Genomic DNA, 17687 nt, shown 5'->3' with positions numbered 1-17687 from the left:
TCACGGCGTTGTGATGCCCGCGGCTACAGCTGCCTTGTGCCAATCCGGGAATTCACTCAGCAAACGGGTGTACAACTGGGCGTCGTCGACGGTGTCGATGTCGTCCAGCGCGAAGAATCCGGCATTGTCGACCACCCTGCCGTCGAGGTCGTCGAGCTTCTCCAGCACTCCGTAGTTGGCCTTGCCGATTCCGACGAACTGCCAAAAGGCCGGGAGCCCAGACGCTTCGCGCATCAATTTCGTGATTTCCTTGCGCTCGCTGAAGCCTCCGTCGGTGAAGAACAGGACGAGCGTCGGCGCGGAACCACGTGTCAGTCCGGAAAGAATCTCAGTCATGATCGGCACTTCACGATTTGCGGCGCCGATCTTGTCGTAGTTGAATCCGCCGTGCGAGCCGCGCAAGTGCAGGTAGGTATCCGACCACTCTTCCGCGTCATGGACAGAGATCTCGGGAAGTTTGACGAAGCTGACTGCATACAAGTACGGCTCCAGCTTGCCGTCGTCATCGAGTTGGATCGCAACGGGAATCATGCGTTCGACAACACGATGCACCACTCTGGTGCGGTACTGCTTGGCCATACTTCCGGTTTTGTCGATCACCAGGACCACCCGTGCCCGAATTCCGTTGCCACCCTTGGTCAGCAGGACCTTGGCCACTTCGCGCTTTCGGAGGTCCAGCTTCTCCCGCTTCACCATGGAGAGTTTGGCTTCGTCGGGCACGGTCCGGATACCGCCTGTCGATTCAGCAGAGCCGGCGGGTCGAGCCGGCGGTTCCTCGTCGACCGAAACGCCGAATGCTGTTACCAGGTCCGCCAATCCGCTGTCCCAGCCAGCTGACACGTTTCGCAGCTTCCAGCCCGTGCCGCGGCGATAGATCTCGACGAGAACCGCTGCCCTCTCACTCGTCAACCCCAAAGCCTGAGCCACGATGGCGGTGGAACCAACCTGCTCCACCACGACCCCAAGGCCCCCGACAGCAGACAGGGTTCCGTTTGCCGCCGCATCAAGTGCCACGGCAACACTCAGCTGATGGATGTCAGCGGGCAACCTCGCAATGTCGATTTCGATGACGCCGCCGGACTCCAAGCGCACCGCGCCTTCGGGTGAGACCGGCTGATTGAAGAAGACAAATCTGCGTCGTCCCGTACTTTGTTCCGTTCGTCGAGCTGGAACACCATCAGGTCTACCGTGCCCGGGGCGCTACCGTTCACCGCCACCTTCAGCGAAGTTCCCTCAACGACTGTGTTCGCTCCACGCGCCAGCTCCATACCGGAAGATTAGCTGGCCACCAAAGAATCCACGGCCCCGCGGTCGGAAGAATCACAGCACACTTTCAGCAATCGCGAGGATTCTCGAGGCAGACTGTTCGTGGACGATTTGTCGCACGCGGAACCAAGAGCCTGAACATCGACAGAATCCTAGGGTCGATCAGGAGGTCAAAATGCCGCACGGCCAGACGCGCACCATCCCGATGTTGCCACTCTTGCCACCTCTGACGAATTTCGACGACGCAAGTCGCTCGGTCGTGTCCTACCTCGACGAATATCTTCCGCTGGCACTGTGGTCGATCACGCGGTTCGACGGGTCCAATCAAATCTTTCTCACCGTCTCACCCAACCCACTTCACATCGAAGTCGGCGAGACCCGGGCTTGGCCAAACACCATGTGCAGCGAGGTGGTACTCGGAAATGCGCCGCCAGTCTCATCGAATCGCGCGCTCGTGCGCGCACTGTCCCGTGATGGCAGGTGGGAAGGCATTGGCGCATACGTCAGCATCCCAATCCTCCACAACGACGGCAGTCTCTTCGGCACTCTGTGTGGCGCCGACCCGAGTGCGGGCGACTCCGCACTCGAGGACAACCTAGCCCTCCTCAATCTCCTGTGCCGACTTCTCGGAACCATTCTCGATGTCGACTATCAGCGCGCGCAGTCAGTCCGACTGGCCGAAACTGCGCAACTCGATGCCGAGACCGACCCGTTGACAGGTCTTCTCAATCGGCGCGGGTGGAATCGCATCCTCGAGGCCGAGCAAACTCGGTACCGCCAATTCGCCGATCCGGGAGCTATCATCATCGTCGATCTGGACGGCATGAAGACCATCAACGACGAACTCGGCCACGCCGCGGGCGACGAATACGTTCAAAGGGCCGGCAAGATCTTGGCAGCGTGCGCGCACCCTGGTGCGGTGGTTTCACGGTTGGGCGGAGACGAGTTCGGAATCGCTCTGCCCGATACACAGCCGCACGCCGTCGACTACCTGCTCGAGTGTTTGGAGAAGGCGTTCCGGAATGCCGACGTCTGTTGTTCGATCGGTCGAGCCGACTTTTCCATGACCCAAAGCCTTTCCGAGACTTGGGATACGGCCGATGCGGAGATGTACCGCCACAAGCGCTCGAAGCACTGATTCGACTCCTCCACGGCCGGTTGGCACCGCATCGGAGGATCCCTTCGATGCGGTGCTCGGTCCGTGTTCTGTTGTCGCCAAAGAGGTTTGACCTCTCAGGTTTTGAAGGTGGTGTTCGCCGGCCTGGGTTGCTGTCCGGGGTCGATCGAGGGCGGCGGGATGAACCACGGCTTGTTGTCGACACCGATCCGGATTTCCCATTTCCCGACGAACCCGGATTTTCGGTGCATCAACCGGTGATGTGAACGGCACAGCAGGACCAGGTTGTTCATCACCGTCGGGCCACCGTTCGCCCAGTGCTTAATGTGGTGCGCATCGGTCCACGCGGGTACGCACGTGCAGCCCGGGAACGCGCAGCCTCTGTCCCGGGCGATCAACGCCACTCGCTGTTCGGCGGTGACCAACCTCTTTCCTGGTTTCGCATCCAAGGGCGCGCCGTGATCGTCGAGCAGAACGGTCGACAGGAAACAATCACACCCGAGAAGCCTGGTCTGCGATACGGACAGTGGTCCGAGCCAGGGCATGTGCCCGACATCAAGATCGGCCAGGTCCAGAGAGTCGTCATCACCCGAATCCGAAGACTGTGCGGCACAATCCCGATGCTCCGCCAGATCCCGAGCATTGATGTGAACGTTCACATGCGGACGCTGCCCACCATCGGTACCGGTCTTAGCGCAATCGAGATACCGGCGGATCAGTTCCGTGAACCCGTCCGCCGTCCGTTTCGCCGCCGACCGAGAATCCGGCGTCCCATCCGGTGCCGGGGTCGGCATCGTCAGATTCGACAACGCCGACAACAACATTTCACCGGTGAGGGCATCGAAATCCCCACGCACCACCACCCGACCGTTCAACGTCGACGCGATCCGCAACTCATTCCGATCCACATCCTCGGCGGGCGGAATCTCATCCGATTCGAAAATGCGCTCTAACGTCGCGATCACGTTCCGCACTTTCGTGGTTGTCGCTTCCACTCCGGACGCGGCAGCCAACAACAAATCGATACAGCGAGGGAGCGCTTCCTCCGGCATGCCCTTCGGTGGTGATTCACAGAACGCCACGATCAACACGGCATGATCGAACGAACAATCCCCGCCATCGAACCGAGCCGCCACCGCAGGAAACGGCCGCAACGCCGCACCCAACGCGGCGATCTTCTTCCCGTCCCGAACCTGCAGCATCGTGTTCGCCGCCAACCACGCACCCACCCCGCGGCTCGCAATCACCTGATCATCCGGGCGCAACGACAACTCGTCCACCACAGCCACTCGAACGGCTTCCAGGCGCAGAATCTCCGCACTCGCCTCGACAGCAGCAGCACGCAACTCGGCAGCAGTCAACCGCCACAGGCGTCCGCGTAACCCCACCGCAGAACCCGACACCACGTCCGACAACAAGACACTCATTGAATCCCCCGATCCCCTCCCCAAACAATACTCGAACATGCGTTCGAGTCAATACCTCGCTACCAGCGCAAATAAGAGCAGGGAATAGTTCGACGGTCGCACGCGTATTATTTGAGTAAGCAATACTTGCGGTCGCAAATAAATGGAGGGCGTCACCGATGACAACGGATGAACACGTACGTGGTCGTGTGTGGCGCGACCTCGTCGTCTCCCACAGCGTCATCCTCGGCAAGATGGAGGCGGATCTTCGAACCACCACCGGGCTCACCCTTGGCCAGTACGACGTTCTGCTCCGACTGCACGAAGCTCCGGGAAACACGATCCGAATGGGCGATCTGGCCGAACTGGTCCTGGTCACCACCAGTGGCGTGACGCGCGTCGTCGATCGATTGGTCGAGGCCGGATTAGTGGAGCGCGTTAGACCGGACAACGATCGACGCGTCGTGACGGTATCGATGACGCCTGCGGGCAAGAAGACGCTTCGAAAAGCGTCCGCCATACACACGCGAGGGATCGCCGAATACTTCTCCGATCTCATTGAAACCGAGGAGCTTCCGGTGCTCGAACGCTTCTTCTCCCGACTTGCCACACATCACACGAATCAAGGCGGCGCATGCGATGCGCACGTAGAACAGCTTTCCATCACCCCCACGAACAGATAGCGAGAAACAACATGGCTTTCGAATTGGGCGTCTACCATTTCGGTGAACTCACCCCAGATCCCACCACCGGCGCGATGATGAATCCCGGTGTCCACCTTCGTCATTTGGTGGAGCAGGCAACCGTTGCCGATCAGGTTGGACTCGATGTCTTCGGCGTCGGCGAGCACCATCGCACCGACTTCGCAGTCTCAGCCCCTGCCGTTGTGCTCGCGGCAATGGCTCAGGCTACCGACAACATCAAGCTGTCCAGCGCCGTAACCGTACTCAGTTCCGACGATCCCGTACGTGTGTTCCAACAGTTCGCGACAGTCGACCTGCTTTCCGAAGGCCGTGCCGAGATCATTGCCGGCCGAGGTTCGTACACGGAGTCATTTCCGCTCTTCGGGTACGACTTGTCCCAGTACAACGAACTCTTCGCCGAAAAGCTTGATCTACTACTGAAACTGCGCGACGAAAACCCGATCAACTGGGAAGGACAACTTCGCCCACCACTGATCGACGGTGACGTGACGCCCCGCCCGGACCGTCAGATTCCGGTGTGGATCGCAGTCGGAGGTACTCCGGCCTCTGTCGTCCGTGCCGCGAAACTGGGCCTGCCCCTCTCACTGGCCATCATCGGTGGAAGTTACCAACAGTTCGAACCGTTCGTCGATCTATACCGCAGGGCTGCAGCGGAGTTCGGACACGATCCGAAGAAACTGGCTGTCTCGATTGCTTCGCCAGGATTTGTCGATACCTCGAAGCAAACAGCACTCGACACGTCGTACCCGTACTTCCAGGCCGGGTGGATGCAGAATCATCATCAGCGCGGAAACGGAGTTCCCATGCCCCGCAGGGCATATGAAGCGCAGGCAACCACCGCGGGTGCGTTCTTCCTCGGCGGCCCGCAGGAAATCATCGACAAGACGATGGCGCAGTACGAACTGTTCCATCATGACCGCATCATGATCCAGATGGGGTTCGGCAACGTGCCACAGAAGGACATGCTGCGTGCGATCGAGATCCTCGGCACCGAAGTAGCCCCCGTTGTGCGTAAGGAAATCGAATCACTGAAGTCGTCCCAAGAATAGGAGTTTCGATGAGCACACCGCTCAAAATTGTTGCCGTTGTCGGCAATCTCCAAAAACCCTCCAAGACTCGTGCCCTCGTCGACCTGATCGTCGAAACCTTGGGAGACTTCGAGCAGATCGACACACGAGTTTTCGAGATCGTGGATCTGATTCCAGGTCTTGCATCTGCTCTGGATCGCGATCACGTCGACTCAGTGACCGCCGAAGCGCTGGCAGCAGTCGAGTCCGCCGATATCGTCATCGCGGCGTCACCGGTGTTCCGCGGTTCGTACACGGGAATGTTCAAGCATTTTTTCGATCTCGTCGACCAGTACGCGCTTGCCAACACTCCGGTGATTCTTGCCGCTACAGGTGGTAGCGACCGCCATGCTCTCGTGTTGGATCATGCCCTGCGGCCACTGTTCGCTTTCTTCCAAGCGCTGACCGCTCCGGTCGGAATCTATCTCAGCTCAGGTGATTTCGACGGAACGACCATCCTCAATCCCGAGGTATTCGAACGTATCGAGATGGCAGCAAAGGACGTCCTGCCGGTAGCGAGGATGCTCGCGGAGCGGCATCGAGTTGCGCTGACGTGAACGCCCCTCGTCTGCACAGCAATGACCCGGAACCACCACCAGCGGTCACGACTGGCAATGCGGCTGATCCAGCACACTTACGCCGCTGATCCACATCGCATCACCGAACACCGTTTTTCAGTGATTCTTCAGCTCCATCGCAGTAGCGTCGAAAGGGCCACCTCATGTCAGGAGCCCCCATGACCACCCCGGATCAACCCACTGTCCAGCAATCCGTTCCTCAGCACCCGATTCGACCACCCGTCAATGCGGGCTGGGCAGTGGTCTCGCTGCTGTTCTTCTGGCCGCTTTCCTTCTCCGCTTTCACGCACGCCTTCAACGTGTATCCGCTGTGGGCTGACGGCGATGTGGCCGGGTCGCGGTATGCGTCCGATCGAGTGAAACGGCTCGGTCAGATCTCGCTGTGGATCGCAGGCGGCCTACTACTCCTGGTCTGCATCCTGTACGCGATTGCGGCAATCGTGTGGTTCGCCAACGGTGGCCACGATTACGGTCCGCGGCGTATGCGCTGAACAGCCACCCTGGACAACCACACCACCAGGACATCACCTCATCAATCGATCGACGAACTCCATGGTCTGGTCCATCGAAGCGACCGTCGTTTGACCGTGGCTGATTCCGGCGAGTTCTTGATACTCGAACTGCGTTCCCCGCGAACGCATGTCGACCAGTTGCGCCCAGGTAAGGGCGACAGGAACCGTTGTGTCCGACACGCTCTGCACCACGCGCAGTGGACGGTCGTAGCCGTCGACCGGCACCTGCATCATCTCGCGGAACAGGTCGTACATGCGCGGCGTCCATACCGACCGAGAAAACAACGAGCTCAACTGGATTCGTTCGGCTCGAATGTGTCGGCCGAGATCTCCAGCGCACAGTGTCCGAGCCTTTTCCATCCACTCGATCCCCTGCGGCGAGAGAACCTCGCGAATGTTCTCTTCGGGTCGTTGATCGTCGATCCCAGCCAGGACGTACAGCGCATATCCCACCAGCCCGGTGATACCGATGTCGGGAAACAGCGGGCCGCCCAACGGAAACAGCCCTTCCATGTGTGTGGGGCCTGCGACGACAACCGAGCCACGGAAATCCAATTCCGGTGCACGAGTGGCGGCATCGTGTCCCGCGAAGTACGCCGCATGACCACCTTCGGACAAACCCGCGACCATCCACCGCGGACTCAGCACATTGCCGTACAACTCGTGCGCGGCCCGCACGATGTCGACGGCATTCGCCCCGGCGGCATGTCCGTCGAGATAGGCCAGCACCCCGTCGGTACCAACTCCCGAGTAGTCGGTAGCGACCACCGCGTACCCCTGCTCCAACCAGCGTTCGATCGGTTCGATCTCGCCCGGACCGAATCCGGTCGACGAGGGTGCACACTGATCCGCACTGCCCAAAGTTCCGTGGGCATAGGAGATGACGGGCCAACCGCCCGCCGGTGGGGCGCCTTCCGGCAGAAACACGGACCCTGACGACTCTCCCCATCTGTCAGCGGTACGCAGAGTTCGATAGACGACCCGCTGCGTCTCACCGGCGCCGACCGGAAACACTGCGGCCGAGAGTTCGCCATAGGACTCCAGCGCGCCCGCGACTTCCGGTTCGTCCGCCGTCGCCACTGCAACACCTGACCCCCACCCGAGACCCGACAACAGAATGCTCGCCACCACGGCCGCAACAAAGGTTCTACCCGAACGACTCACCACGCCAACCCCTCCCGACCTATGCAGAGCATGATGTCGATATGCAGATCATCATCACCGGTCACAGCCTGCCCGGACGTGAGTGTTCCGAAACCGCAACCTTCGAAGAGCGCAGCAACATCCACGTCGGCGTTCAGCGCCGAGGCAAGCCACACGAAATCCTCGACCTCGTACCGGGAGATACCGAGACAGTGCGATGGGAACTGACAGCGAGTCTGGAGCGAAAGTCCGGTGCCTGGGACTTACTCGGTCCATACATCCAGGGTCCACCTCGCGGACGCTTCATCTACCTGTCCTGGGTGACGGTATCCGATGACCAGACGTTCGAGATGTTTCGGCGCGCAAAGCTGATGCTCGACGCGATCCCCGAGCACATCGCCGAGGAGGCCGACGCTTCCGGCATGCTCCACGGAGACCTCGGCCTCACCGACGCCGCAGGTAAACCACTGTGTGCGGCTATCCGACCGCCGACGATCACATGGTCATCCTCGCCTTACTGAGCATCGTTCAGTAGTGTGGAGATCGAACACTTAGTCTGCCCGGTGGCGCCACACGATCGATACGGAGTCCGAACTGATGAGCACCGAACACCTCGATGTCCTGATCGTCGGCGCCGGCTTGTCCGGCATCGGTGCTGCGTATCGACTCCAGACCGAGCTTCCCGGCAAGTCGTACGCAATCCTCGAGGCCCGTGCGAACAGTGGCGGAACCTGGGACCTCTTCAAATACCCTGGCATCCGATCGGATTCCGACATGTTCACGCTCGGCTACCCGTTTCGGCCGTGGACAGATGCCAAAGCAATCGCCGACGGTGATTCGATCCTCCGGTACGTGCGCGACACCGCGCGAGAGAACGGGATCGACAAGAAGATTCGGTACAACCGGAAGGTGACGGCCGCATCATGGTCGTCAGCGGACTCGACGTGGACGGTCACTGTCACGACCGGTGACGAAGATGAAACCCTGACCTGCAACTTCCTCTATCTGTGCAGTGGTTACTACAGCTACGAAGGCGGATACACCCCCGACTTCCCTGGACGTGAATCATTCAGCGGCGACGTAGTGCACCCGCAGTTCTGGCCCGAGGATCTCGATTACTCCGACAAGAAGATCGTTGTGATCGGAAGCGGCGCCACCGCAGTCACTTTGGTCCCCACGATGTCGCGCGACGCGAGCCATGTCACCATGCTCCAGCGATCACCGACATACATTCTGGCTCTGCCGTCCAGCGACAAGGTATCGGACACCATCCGCGCAGTATTGCCGAATCAACTCGCGCACAGCATCGCTCGATGGAAGAGCATCGTAGTGAACCTGAGTTTCTATCAACTGTGCCGGCGCAGTCCAGCGCGTGCAAAGCGGTTGCTGAACCTCGCGATCAGTCGCCAACTCCCGGAAGAGATCCCACTCGATCCTCACTTCACACCCACCTACGATCCCTGGGATCAACGCTTGTGCGTCGTACCGGACGGCGATTTGTTCAAAGCCCTCCGATCCGGCAAGGCCTCGATCGAGACCGATCGCATCGACACTTTCACCGAGACTGGAATTCGTCTCGCGTCAGGTCGCGAACTCGAAGCTGACATCATCGTCACTGCAACAGGATTGAAGATGGAAGCGTGCGGCGGGATGTCGATCGAAGTGGACGGCGAACCCGTCACCCTCGGTGATCGTTACGTCTACAAGGGCATGATGATCAGCGACGTACCGAACTTCGCGATGTGCGTCGGCTACACCAACGCCTCGTGGACTCTGCGAGCAGATCTCACGTCGATGTACGTCTGCCGACTGCTGACGGAGATGGACAAGCGCGGCTATTCGAAGTGCGTGCCGCACGCGAGCGAAGAGATGGACCAGCGGCCGATCCTGGACCTGGCGTCGGGGTACGTCATGCGCGCTGTGGAACAGTTCCCGAAGCAGGGATCGAAGTCACCGTGGAACATGCGTCAGAACTACATCCTTGATCGTCTTCACTCGACGTTCGGGAGCATCAACGACCACATGACGTTCTCGAAGGCGCCAGCTCGACATTCGACACCGGTACCGAGCAAGAGTTGAGCGGACCACGAACAACCAGGTAGAGCAATCGGGCGAAGCCACCAATCGATCCGACGACAAAGAACACACCCGAACCTGCGACTACTGCACAGAGCGCACCGAGAACGATGATCGCCGACGCCTCTACCATTCGACCGGCGGACTCCGATCCGAGAACGTGTATTTCATCAACTCCTTCGTCCATAAAACTATTTTCAGCCAACCGTCCAGCCGGTTTGTAGGGACTTTAGTCGCGAGTCGGATCAAAATGGACTCATAATTGCAGGTCAAGCGTTCAGTTGGCCATTCCGGCCGGATGATCTCCAGTCCGTTCCGTTGTGATGGTCGGCAACCGAGTGCTGGTCGAATACATGGACGATTCACGAATCGACACGGTCGTATCAAATCTCCGTGCCTCTCCACCCACTCTTACGCAGGGTGTGGCCCAGCAGCGTGACCACCAGTGAAAACATCGGCAGGGCAATGATCACCCTCGCGGCAAACACCCCCGATCTTCCCGGCCGCGTCCTTCGCAGCGACAAGATCAACGAACTCGCGCAGGCCTGACAGCTTGACCTCGAAAGACGAAACCGCGGGCGACGAGTTCCAACGCCACGGCCACCGAGCAGGTTTGTGCCAACAACAACCCTGCCAATACAAGAATTTGCACAGCACCGGCCTGAACGGCCGATCCCGTCGCGAGCAACACACCGACAAAGGCTCCGGGCAATGTCACGAGGCCGACGGTGCGTGTCTGGTCGACTCCAGGCAGCAGAGCATCGGAGGCAGCGGTGCGGGCTACCTCCCACCGCGCATCGCGTTGGGAAAATCCAAGGCTCAGTGCTGCTTCCACTTCCCCGTACCGGTCGTCGACGGCGTCGAGTCCGCGTTTGGCTGCCATCGATGTTGCAGTCATCGCGCCACCCAGAACAATGCCGCCGATCGGCACCAGAGCGACGCCTTGCAGCGGAACCACTCCGGACAGCAGCATCAGTGGCAGAACCACACCGATTCCCGACGCCAACGCGATGGTCAGCCAAACTCCGGACGTCCCCGCGTTCGAGCGTCGTGCCGCGGTGAAAGACGCCGCAACGAACACGCCGGCGAGCACGAGGAGCGCCGACCAGATGTGGGCCAAGGCGGCGGCAAGGATCAACGAAATCGCAGCCAGCTGAAGAGCGCCACGAGCGAGGGCACCGGGGACCACCCGAACGCTACCGAGATAGGTGAATCGGTAGACGAGCGTGGCGACAAGTGCCATGACGATGCAGAGCACAGCCAGACGGATGCCGGAGTCGGCTATCGAAAGGCTCATGGGTCTCAGTGTTCCCTACGAGCCGAGTCCGATCCGAATTCGAGAACCGCTCAGAACACCCAACCGCGAAGGGCGACGAATCGCAGGCCACCGACAATTCCGCTCACGGCGATCACAAGCCCGGCTTGAAGAAGCCCGTCGGCGCCCGGGAGAAGGAAGCCGAGCGCACTGATGGCGGCAGAACTGGCGATCAACCCGACCAGTGCGAGTCCACCGCCTTCCCACTGCGCGGTGAACCAGTTGACGCGATCCGCGGCATGGAAGGTGAGCCGGCGATGCAGTTCGTTGGCCAGAATGGTGCTCAAGACTGCACCAACTGCGTTGGCGACCAGCGCTCCGTCACCGCGCAGCGCCAGAAAAGCGGCAAAGTACAAGATGTTGCTGGCTCCGCCGACGAGGGCAAAACGAACGAGCTGGGCAAAGGCGCCGTCGCCGGCAAGAGCGCGAAGCCTCGTTGCCGCGAAACCTGCACTCCGCGTACCCACCATCGAGATCGGATTGCTCCCGACCCAGATGTCAGACGTGCTCATATCGGCTTCTCTCATACGGACAATCGGAACCACACGTTCCGCTTAGTAATATAGCACTAACGGAATCGATCATTCCGCTTAGTGCCGTAGACTGTGAGGATGCCGACAACACACCCCGACGCTTCTCATGCGGGGACCTCGGCCGACTGCTCACAGCCGCGCCTTCGGTCCGACGCCAAGGCCAACCTCGAGCGCATCCTCAACTCCGCTCGCGAGGTGTTCGCTGCCCAAGGACTCGACGCCACGCTGGCAGACGTCGCGAAGCACGCCGGCGTCGGCGTCGGCACCGTCTATCGCCGCTTCGCCAGCAAGGACGAACTGATCCAGGCACTGTTCGACACGCGGTGTTCCGAGATCGAAACGATCGCCGCCACCGCCCGAGAGATGCCCGACGCCTGGGAAGGTCTTGTCTACTTTCTCGACGTGATCTCTCTGCGCATGGCAGACAACCGCGGATTCGGCGATCTCCTGATGGACGGACGCTTCACGTCCGACACCTTCGCTCGCGCGCGCGCCGGGATCGCTCGACACACTGCGGTACTTGTCAATCGCGCCAAGGAACAGGGCACCCTGCGCAGCGACTTCGAAGTCAACGACATTCCACTTCTCATGCAGGTCGTCAAGATGGCCCAGAAGTTCGGTGGCGACGAGGCCCCTCAGGCTTACCGCCGCGCACTCGGGTTCATGATCGACGGACTCTGCGCGTCGCGCACCGACCATCGGGAACTGCCCGTGCCGGCGCTGTCCTCCGAGCAACTCGATCACGTCCTTCATCGGTTTCAGGCAACGCCCGGGAAGAACTGCTGAGTCGATTTCGGGGTCGACGCCATTGCGGCGTCGACCCCGAAATTTGCTGTCAGTGGGCGATTACCGGTTCACCTTCCGGCGAATCCGGAAGCAGTCCACTCCGAAGAACCAGTCCGGTCAAGACCGCACCGACCGCGAATATGCCTGCGGCCCAATAGAACGTCGTGGTGTAACTCTCGACGGCGGCCTGCGCCTGAGTCAGCGGATTCATCTCGCGGCCCACCAGGTAGTTGGTGGAAGCCGAGGCGGCAATCGTGCTGAGCAGTGCAGTTCCGATCGAGCCGCCCACCTGCTGCATCGTGTTGACCGTGGCAGATGCGACGCCGGCATCTTCGTGATGCACGCCTGAAGTTGCTCCCTGCATCGACGGGGCGAAAATGCTGCCCATGCCGAGTCCGGTGACGACGAGCCCCGGCAGAATGTGGACTGCATAGGTGCTGTCCACCGAGATCTGGGCCAGCAGAGTCATTCCGATCGCCGCGATGACCATTCCGCTCACGATCAGCACTCGCGGACCGACGCGCGGCAGCAAAACCGCTGTCGAAAGCGTTGCCGCTGTCACGATTCCGAACACCATCGGCATGAATGCGAGGCCGGTCATGATCGGGCTGTACCCGAGGATCAGCTGCATGTAGTACGTCAGGAACAGGAAGACTGCGAACATGCCTGCGCCGGAAAGGAAGATCGCCAGGTACGAGCCCGCCCGGATTCGGTCGAGGACCACCCGCAGCGGAAGAAGTGGGTGCTCGGACTTGGTCTGCCAGTAGATGAACGCCGCCATGAACACGACGCCGGCAACGAGCCACGAGATAGTGGGAGTTGCACTCCACCCGTCCGACTCGGCCTTCGAGAATCCGAAGACGATGCTGAACAAGCTGATCGACACCAGGATCGTTCCGGGGATGTCGAGCTTGGGTCGCGAGTCACTGGTGTGCGGCGCGAGCAACAGGACTGCTCCGACCAGAGCGATCGCCGCGAAGAAGAGATTCACGAAGAGGCACCAGCGCCAGTCGACCCACTCGGTGAGTGCGCCGCCGAGCAGCAGTCCGATGGCGCCACCACCGCCGGCAACGGCACCGAAGATACCGAACGCCTTGGCACGCTCACCTGGATCCGTGAATGTCACGGACAGCAGCGACAGGGCTGCCGGGGCAAGGAGCGCACCGAATACGCCTTGGCCGGCACGAGCGGCAACAAGCATTTCGAAGTTTACGGCTGCGCCACCGATGGCGGAAGCGACTGCGAAGCCGATCAGGCCGACGATGAAAGTTCGCCTGCGCCCGAACAAGTCGCTCAATCGACCGCCGAGTAGCAGCAAACTGCCGAACGCCAATGCGTATGCCGTGATGATCCACTGGCGGTCCGAATCACCGAACTCCAGTGAGCGCTGCGCAGCAGGCAGCGCGATGTTGACGATGGTGGCATCCAAGACCACCATCAGCTGCGCAATTCCCAGAACCGCGAGAACCAGCCACCGCTTTGCGTGGTTGTCCCCTGAAGGCGCTGAGGACTGCTCGAATTCAGTCCGTTCAGCAATGTCTGACATAGTCCCTCGCCCAACCTATGCGGAGATGGCTTCTCCGGTTAGCAAAAACGCTACACCAAAACGGAGAGGCTGTCTCCACTTGGCGGGTAGAGTGGGGACATGAGTACCGCAATGGAGCGCCCCCTTCGCGCCGATGCTGCACGTAATCGGCAGTTGATCATCGACGCCGCACGTGAATTGTTCGCCGAAGAAGGGATCGACGTCACACTCGACGACGTCGCCCGGCGCGCGGGGGTCGGCGTCGGAACGGTCTATCGGCGGTTCGCCAGCAAAGAAGAATTGATCGACGGAGTCTTCCAGCAGAACTTCGCCGACATGGCAGCGGCCGCGGACGCGTCACTTGCCAATCCGGATCCGTGGGACGGACTTGTCACCTTTGCCGAATTCGCCTGCAGCCGTATGTCGGTCAACCGCGGACTCAAAGACGTCCTGAACGGAACCGACGAGGGATGCGAGCAAGTCGCATGCCAACGATCCATCATCGAACCGTCGGTCGAGAGGATCTTCTACCGGGCCCAGGAGGCCGGGATGCTGCGCACCGACGCCGTACCGACGGACCTGTTCGGCCTCATCTTCATGGTGGGCGCAGTCACCGAATTTGCTCAGCCCGTCAACCCGACCGTGTGGCGTCGATACCTCTCGGTAATGCTCGACGGCCTACGCACGGAGGGCTTGCACCGTGACGCACTGCCCCTTCCTCCACTGAGTTCGGAGGAATTGCACGAGGCCAAGCAATGCCTGAAAGACCGCCGCCGTTGAGCGGTTCGGTCAGATCTGCTCACGAGGAATGAAAATCCACATCACGATGTAGATCAGAAACTGCGGGCCGGGCAGCAGGCACGAGAGTACGAACAGCAAGCGGACAGTCGACGACTTCCAACCGAAGTACCGAGCGATTCCGGCGCACACCCCACCGAACATTGCTCCCGAGCGGGCGCGGGTGAGCTTGCGGGTATTCATCGGGGAGGTCATGTGTTGTTTCCTCTCAACGGAACTCGCGGTTCATCCGCGTCGACCTCCACTATCCGCTGCCGATCCACCTGTGCGCATCAGGCCATGGACCCATCTTTTCCGACGCGGTGTGTCCTCAGGTACGAGTCCGTCCCCGCGTCGGACTCAGGGTTCTCCCCCACACCCCGGCCTCGGACCTCAGCCTCGCACCTCAGCAGGGAAACATGCGTCGAAGCCGTTTCGGAGCCGCAAAAGGTTGCCAGTTGTCGACGTCCTGCGCCAGACGATCGGCAACGGTCCACAACGCCGACGGGTTGTGGGTCAACCCCATGTGACTGCCTTGCACCGCAATGCTTTCCGACAGGCCTGCCGAGGTTTCACAGCACGCTTGCCATGGAACGATACCGTCGTGCCTGGAGTAGACCGACGTGGCGGGAACGGAAATAGGCGATCCCTGTTCGGATTCGATGCCGTCGACCGGAGGCAGTATCGCGTGATTGCCGGACAAACGAGCGTAGAGAGATCCGACTCTCGTCTGCTCCAGACTGGTGAGACCGAAAGGACTTCCGAGTGTCACTACTTGACGCACCGAATCCGGCAGGTCCCTCGCCAGCTTTCGAGCGTAGATACCGCCCAGACTCCAGCCGATCACCGACACCTTCTGCTCGTATCGATCTGCTACCTCGGCCAATGCGGCAGGCAGTCCGTCGACCACCGTCGCCGTCGGACCGGTGTTCAGACCCAGATTCCAACCGTGAACCCGGTAGCCGAGAAAGCTCAAGTATGTCCTCAAGGCGAGAGTCGAAACGTCCGAAGTCAGCAATCCGGGGAGAACGAGGACCGGATGCCCGTCCCCACGCGGCGATCGAAGCAACCACGGAGCCGCGAGAAGCAGTGAAGCGATGTCGACCAGTCCGCGCGTCGGCTCGCTCAGACACATCGCCAAGGATGGTGGCCCCGGAACGAGTGGGTCGACTTCACGAATCAGCGTCGATCGCCGCGCCCAATCGAATTCGGTCTCCGCGAAATCGATCGCCGAGACTTCCGCAACTACGGACACCTGAACTCCTGTCGGCCGGTGCCCTCGTCGGGGCGTGTGGTGGGGCGGTTCCGCGAGCTGTGTGCTCAACCCGCGGAACCTTGTCCTCATCCACCACCGGTAGCGAACCAGGACCCGTTCTGCCCACAGATTCGTGACCAAAGGCCTCTCGACCACACGAACACTGTGTGATCCAGAACACTAGTTTTGGCTACGTTGCATCTACGTTGCGTAGATGTTTCGTCGCTTCCTACGAGATTTCGTCCCACAGAAGCGCGACCCACGCGGTCGCGGCGCCGGCGTCCTAGCGAGCGCTCAGTTCGAGCAACTCTCGGGTGGCAGATTTTCGGCGGCCCACGTTGTCAGTTCACTGAGAGCGGGGAGCAGCGCCTGCCCCGACGCTGTGAGTTCGTACTCCACGGCGATGGGCGGACCTGCATCGACGCTCCTCGTCACCAGGCCTGCCCCTGCCAACTCCGTCAGGCGTTCCGAGAGCACCGAATCACTGATCCCGCCCACCGCGCGCTTGAGTTCGGAGAATCCCGCCGGCCCGTTCAGCAGCGTGCCGAGAATGACGCCGTTCCACCGTTTGCCCAGGAAGCCGAACGCGCGGGCCAGAGCCCCGTCACATGCGCGGGGCTCGTGTCCCGCTTCGCTCTTGCTTGCCACCCCACCATCCTAGCCACAGTGCTAACGTATCCGTAGGCACTATTTTTTTACTAGCAACTAGCTTTACCGGGTGACGCTCGGTCGAGCTACCACGGAACGGAAACCCCCGATGTCTCTCGACGCAGCCACCCCATTCACCGCCCAGCAACTCGACGAAGCCGGCCGCGAGCTCCTCTTCACTGCGGCTCGCACCGCCAACTCCTTCTCGAACGAACCTGTGACCGACGACGAACTGACTGCGATCTGGGAGCTCGCGAAGTGGGCACCGACCGCGGCCAACACCAATCCGCTACGTGTGCTGTTCGTCCGTACCGAGGAAGGCAAAGCACGCCTCGTCGAGCACATGGCAGACGGCAACAAAGCCAAGACCGAGGCCGCTCCTGCAGTTGCCGTACTGGCGGTGGACACCGAGTTCTACAAGCACATCCCCAACCTGTTCCCCATTCGCCCGGAGATGAAGGACTACTTCGAATCCGACGAGGCTGCCGCCAGTTCGACGAGTCGGTTCAATGCCGCACTTCAGGCCGGCTATGTGATCCTCGCGATTCGCGCACAGGGTCTGGTCGCCGGCCCGATGGCCGGGTTCGACGCCGACGGCATCGACGGCGAATTCTTCGCAGACGGACGTTTCAAGACGATCCTCGTGGTGAACATCGGCCATCCCGGTGAGAACCCCTGGTTCGATCGTCTGCCGCGCCTCTCCGATGAGGATGCGCTCAGCTGGGCCTGAGGCCAATTCGGACAAATCAAGCAATGCGGGAGAGTTCTGCGGAACTCTCCCGCTTTGCCATCTCCAGCGCGTTTCAACTCTGCTCGCAGTGGGTACATACCCGCGTCTCGCAAAATCTCACGTCCAGAACAACATCCGACACGCTGCAATCGGAATTAGTTGCAGTATCTCAGTTTTTGGACGACAGTCGAGGGAAACCCCTCGGCCTACGGAGGCTGTGGGGAAAGCCCTTGTGCGCCGGTCGGTGTC

The 17687-nt window shown here is 60.7% G+C and carries 18 protein-coding genes and 1 pseudogene; 10 read left to right on the top strand and 9 right to left on the bottom strand.

The window, feature by feature from the left end; all coding sequences use genetic code 11:
* A pseudogene (locus M1L53_RS19835) lies at nucleotides 1-1268 on the bottom strand (VWA domain-containing protein).
* Between the two features lie 173 nt (nucleotides 1269-1441).
* On the opposite strand from M1L53_RS19835, the gene M1L53_RS19830 reads away from it, so the two are divergent.
* Nucleotides 1442-2404 (top strand): sensor domain-containing diguanylate cyclase, encoded by a 963-nt coding sequence (locus M1L53_RS19830; protein WP_054187720.1) that lies wholly within the window; start codon nucleotides 1442-1444, stop codon nucleotides 2402-2404.
* A gap of 95 nt (nucleotides 2405-2499) precedes the next feature.
* Here M1L53_RS19830 and M1L53_RS19825 read toward each other — a convergent pair whose 3' ends face one another.
* Nucleotides 2500-3810 (bottom strand): HNH endonuclease signature motif containing protein, encoded by a 1311-nt coding sequence (locus M1L53_RS19825; RefSeq protein ID WP_142006245.1) that lies wholly within the window; start codon nucleotides 3808-3810, stop codon nucleotides 2500-2502.
* 158 nt (nucleotides 3811-3968) lie between these two features.
* On the opposite strand from M1L53_RS19825, the gene M1L53_RS19820 reads away from it, so the two are divergent.
* From M1L53_RS19820 to M1L53_RS19805, 4 genes are all read left to right on the top strand, one after another.
* Nucleotides 3969-4472 (top strand): MarR family winged helix-turn-helix transcriptional regulator, encoded by a 504-nt coding sequence (locus M1L53_RS19820; protein ID WP_007731489.1) that lies wholly within the window; start codon nucleotides 3969-3971, stop codon nucleotides 4470-4472.
* 11 nt (nucleotides 4473-4483) lie between these two features.
* Nucleotides 4484-5542: an LLM class flavin-dependent oxidoreductase gene (locus tag M1L53_RS19815; RefSeq protein ID WP_047271106.1), complete on the top strand. Its 1059-nt coding sequence runs from the start codon at nucleotides 4484-4486 to the stop codon at nucleotides 5540-5542.
* Between the two features lie 8 nt (nucleotides 5543-5550).
* Nucleotides 5551-6117, top strand: a complete 567-nt coding sequence (gene msuE, locus M1L53_RS19810; RefSeq protein WP_007731485.1) for an FMN reductase — start codon at nucleotides 5551-5553, stop codon at nucleotides 6115-6117.
* A gap of 179 nt (nucleotides 6118-6296) precedes the next feature.
* The gene (locus M1L53_RS19805; RefSeq protein ID WP_007731480.1) at nucleotides 6297-6629 is read left to right on the top strand and encodes a CD225/dispanin family protein; all 333 of its coding nucleotides are present in this window, start codon (nucleotides 6297-6299) and stop codon (nucleotides 6627-6629) included.
* 33 nt (nucleotides 6630-6662) lie between these two features.
* Here the strand turns inward: M1L53_RS19805 and M1L53_RS19800 are convergent, their stop codons facing one another.
* Nucleotides 6663-7817 (bottom strand): lipase family protein, encoded by a 1155-nt coding sequence (locus M1L53_RS19800; protein ID WP_054187723.1) that lies wholly within the window; start codon nucleotides 7815-7817, stop codon nucleotides 6663-6665.
* A 38-nt stretch (nucleotides 7818-7855) separates the two neighbouring features.
* Here M1L53_RS19800 and M1L53_RS19795 point away from each other — a divergent pair, with 38 nt between their 5' ends.
* Nucleotides 7856-8314, top strand: a complete 459-nt coding sequence (locus tag M1L53_RS19795) for a DUF5990 family protein (protein ID WP_042452701.1) — start codon at nucleotides 7856-7858, stop codon at nucleotides 8312-8314.
* Between the two features lie 76 nt (nucleotides 8315-8390).
* On the top strand, nucleotides 8391-9872 hold the full coding sequence (locus M1L53_RS19790) for an NAD(P)/FAD-dependent oxidoreductase (protein WP_047271111.1): 1482 nt from the start codon (nucleotides 8391-8393) through the stop codon (nucleotides 9870-9872).
* A 523-nt stretch (nucleotides 9873-10395) separates the two neighbouring features.
* Here the strand turns inward: M1L53_RS19790 and M1L53_RS19785 are convergent.
* Together M1L53_RS19785 and M1L53_RS19780 are read right to left on the bottom strand one after the other, a co-directional pair.
* The gene (locus M1L53_RS19785; RefSeq protein WP_054187724.1) at nucleotides 10396-11166 is read right to left on the bottom strand and encodes an ABC transporter permease; all 771 of its coding nucleotides are present in this window, start codon (nucleotides 11164-11166) and stop codon (nucleotides 10396-10398) included.
* Nucleotides 11167-11216: 50 nt separating this feature from the next.
* The gene (locus tag M1L53_RS19780) at nucleotides 11217-11654 is read right to left on the bottom strand and encodes a GtrA family protein (RefSeq protein WP_020908979.1); all 438 of its coding nucleotides are present in this window, start codon (nucleotides 11652-11654) and stop codon (nucleotides 11217-11219) included.
* A 141-nt stretch (nucleotides 11655-11795) separates the two neighbouring features.
* Between M1L53_RS19780 and M1L53_RS19775 the strand changes: the two genes are divergently transcribed.
* On the top strand, nucleotides 11796-12503 hold the full coding sequence (locus M1L53_RS19775) for a TetR/AcrR family transcriptional regulator (protein ID WP_007731468.1): 708 nt from the start codon (nucleotides 11796-11798) through the stop codon (nucleotides 12501-12503).
* 49 nt (nucleotides 12504-12552) lie between these two features.
* Here M1L53_RS19775 and M1L53_RS19770 read toward each other — a convergent pair whose 3' ends face one another.
* The gene (locus tag M1L53_RS19770; RefSeq protein WP_003940566.1) at nucleotides 12553-14049 is read right to left on the bottom strand and encodes an MFS transporter; all 1497 of its coding nucleotides are present in this window, start codon (nucleotides 14047-14049) and stop codon (nucleotides 12553-12555) included.
* Between the two features lie 99 nt (nucleotides 14050-14148).
* Between M1L53_RS19770 and M1L53_RS19765 the strand changes: the two genes are divergently transcribed.
* The gene (locus M1L53_RS19765) at nucleotides 14149-14808 is read left to right on the top strand and encodes a TetR/AcrR family transcriptional regulator (RefSeq protein ID WP_080712681.1); all 660 of its coding nucleotides are present in this window, start codon (nucleotides 14149-14151) and stop codon (nucleotides 14806-14808) included.
* Nucleotides 14809-14817: 9 nt separating this feature from the next.
* On the opposite strand, the gene M1L53_RS19760 is transcribed toward M1L53_RS19765, so the two are convergent.
* The 3 genes from M1L53_RS19760 to M1L53_RS19750 form a co-directional block, all read right to left on the bottom strand.
* Entirely contained in the window at nucleotides 14818-15021 is a 204-nt protein-coding gene (locus tag M1L53_RS19760) for a PspC domain-containing protein (protein WP_003939828.1), read from the bottom strand.
* Nucleotides 15022-15211: 190 nt separating this feature from the next.
* Nucleotides 15212-16060, bottom strand: a complete 849-nt coding sequence (locus M1L53_RS19755; RefSeq protein ID WP_054187725.1) for an alpha/beta fold hydrolase — start codon at nucleotides 16058-16060, stop codon at nucleotides 15212-15214.
* A 294-nt stretch (nucleotides 16061-16354) separates the two neighbouring features.
* A complete protein-coding gene (locus M1L53_RS19750; RefSeq protein ID WP_007731459.1) occupies nucleotides 16355-16708 on the bottom strand; it encodes a helix-turn-helix domain-containing protein in 354 nt (117 codons plus the stop codon).
* Nucleotides 16709-16817: 109 nt separating this feature from the next.
* Here M1L53_RS19750 and M1L53_RS19745 point away from each other — a divergent pair, with 109 nt between their 5' ends.
* Nucleotides 16818-17438, top strand: coding sequence for a malonic semialdehyde reductase (locus M1L53_RS19745; protein ID WP_007731458.1), 621 nt, complete (start codon nucleotides 16818-16820; stop codon nucleotides 17436-17438).
* Nucleotides 17439-17687 lie beyond the last annotated feature (249 nt).

This window comes from Rhodococcus sp. T9N (assembly GCF_024436645.1).
In the GTDB taxonomy this organism is placed as follows: domain Bacteria; phylum Actinomycetota; class Actinomycetes; order Mycobacteriales; family Mycobacteriaceae; genus Rhodococcus_F; species Rhodococcus_F qingshengii.
The sequence above is the reverse complement of the archived record's forward strand: the minus strand, read 5'-3'. Positions and strand labels throughout refer to the sequence as shown.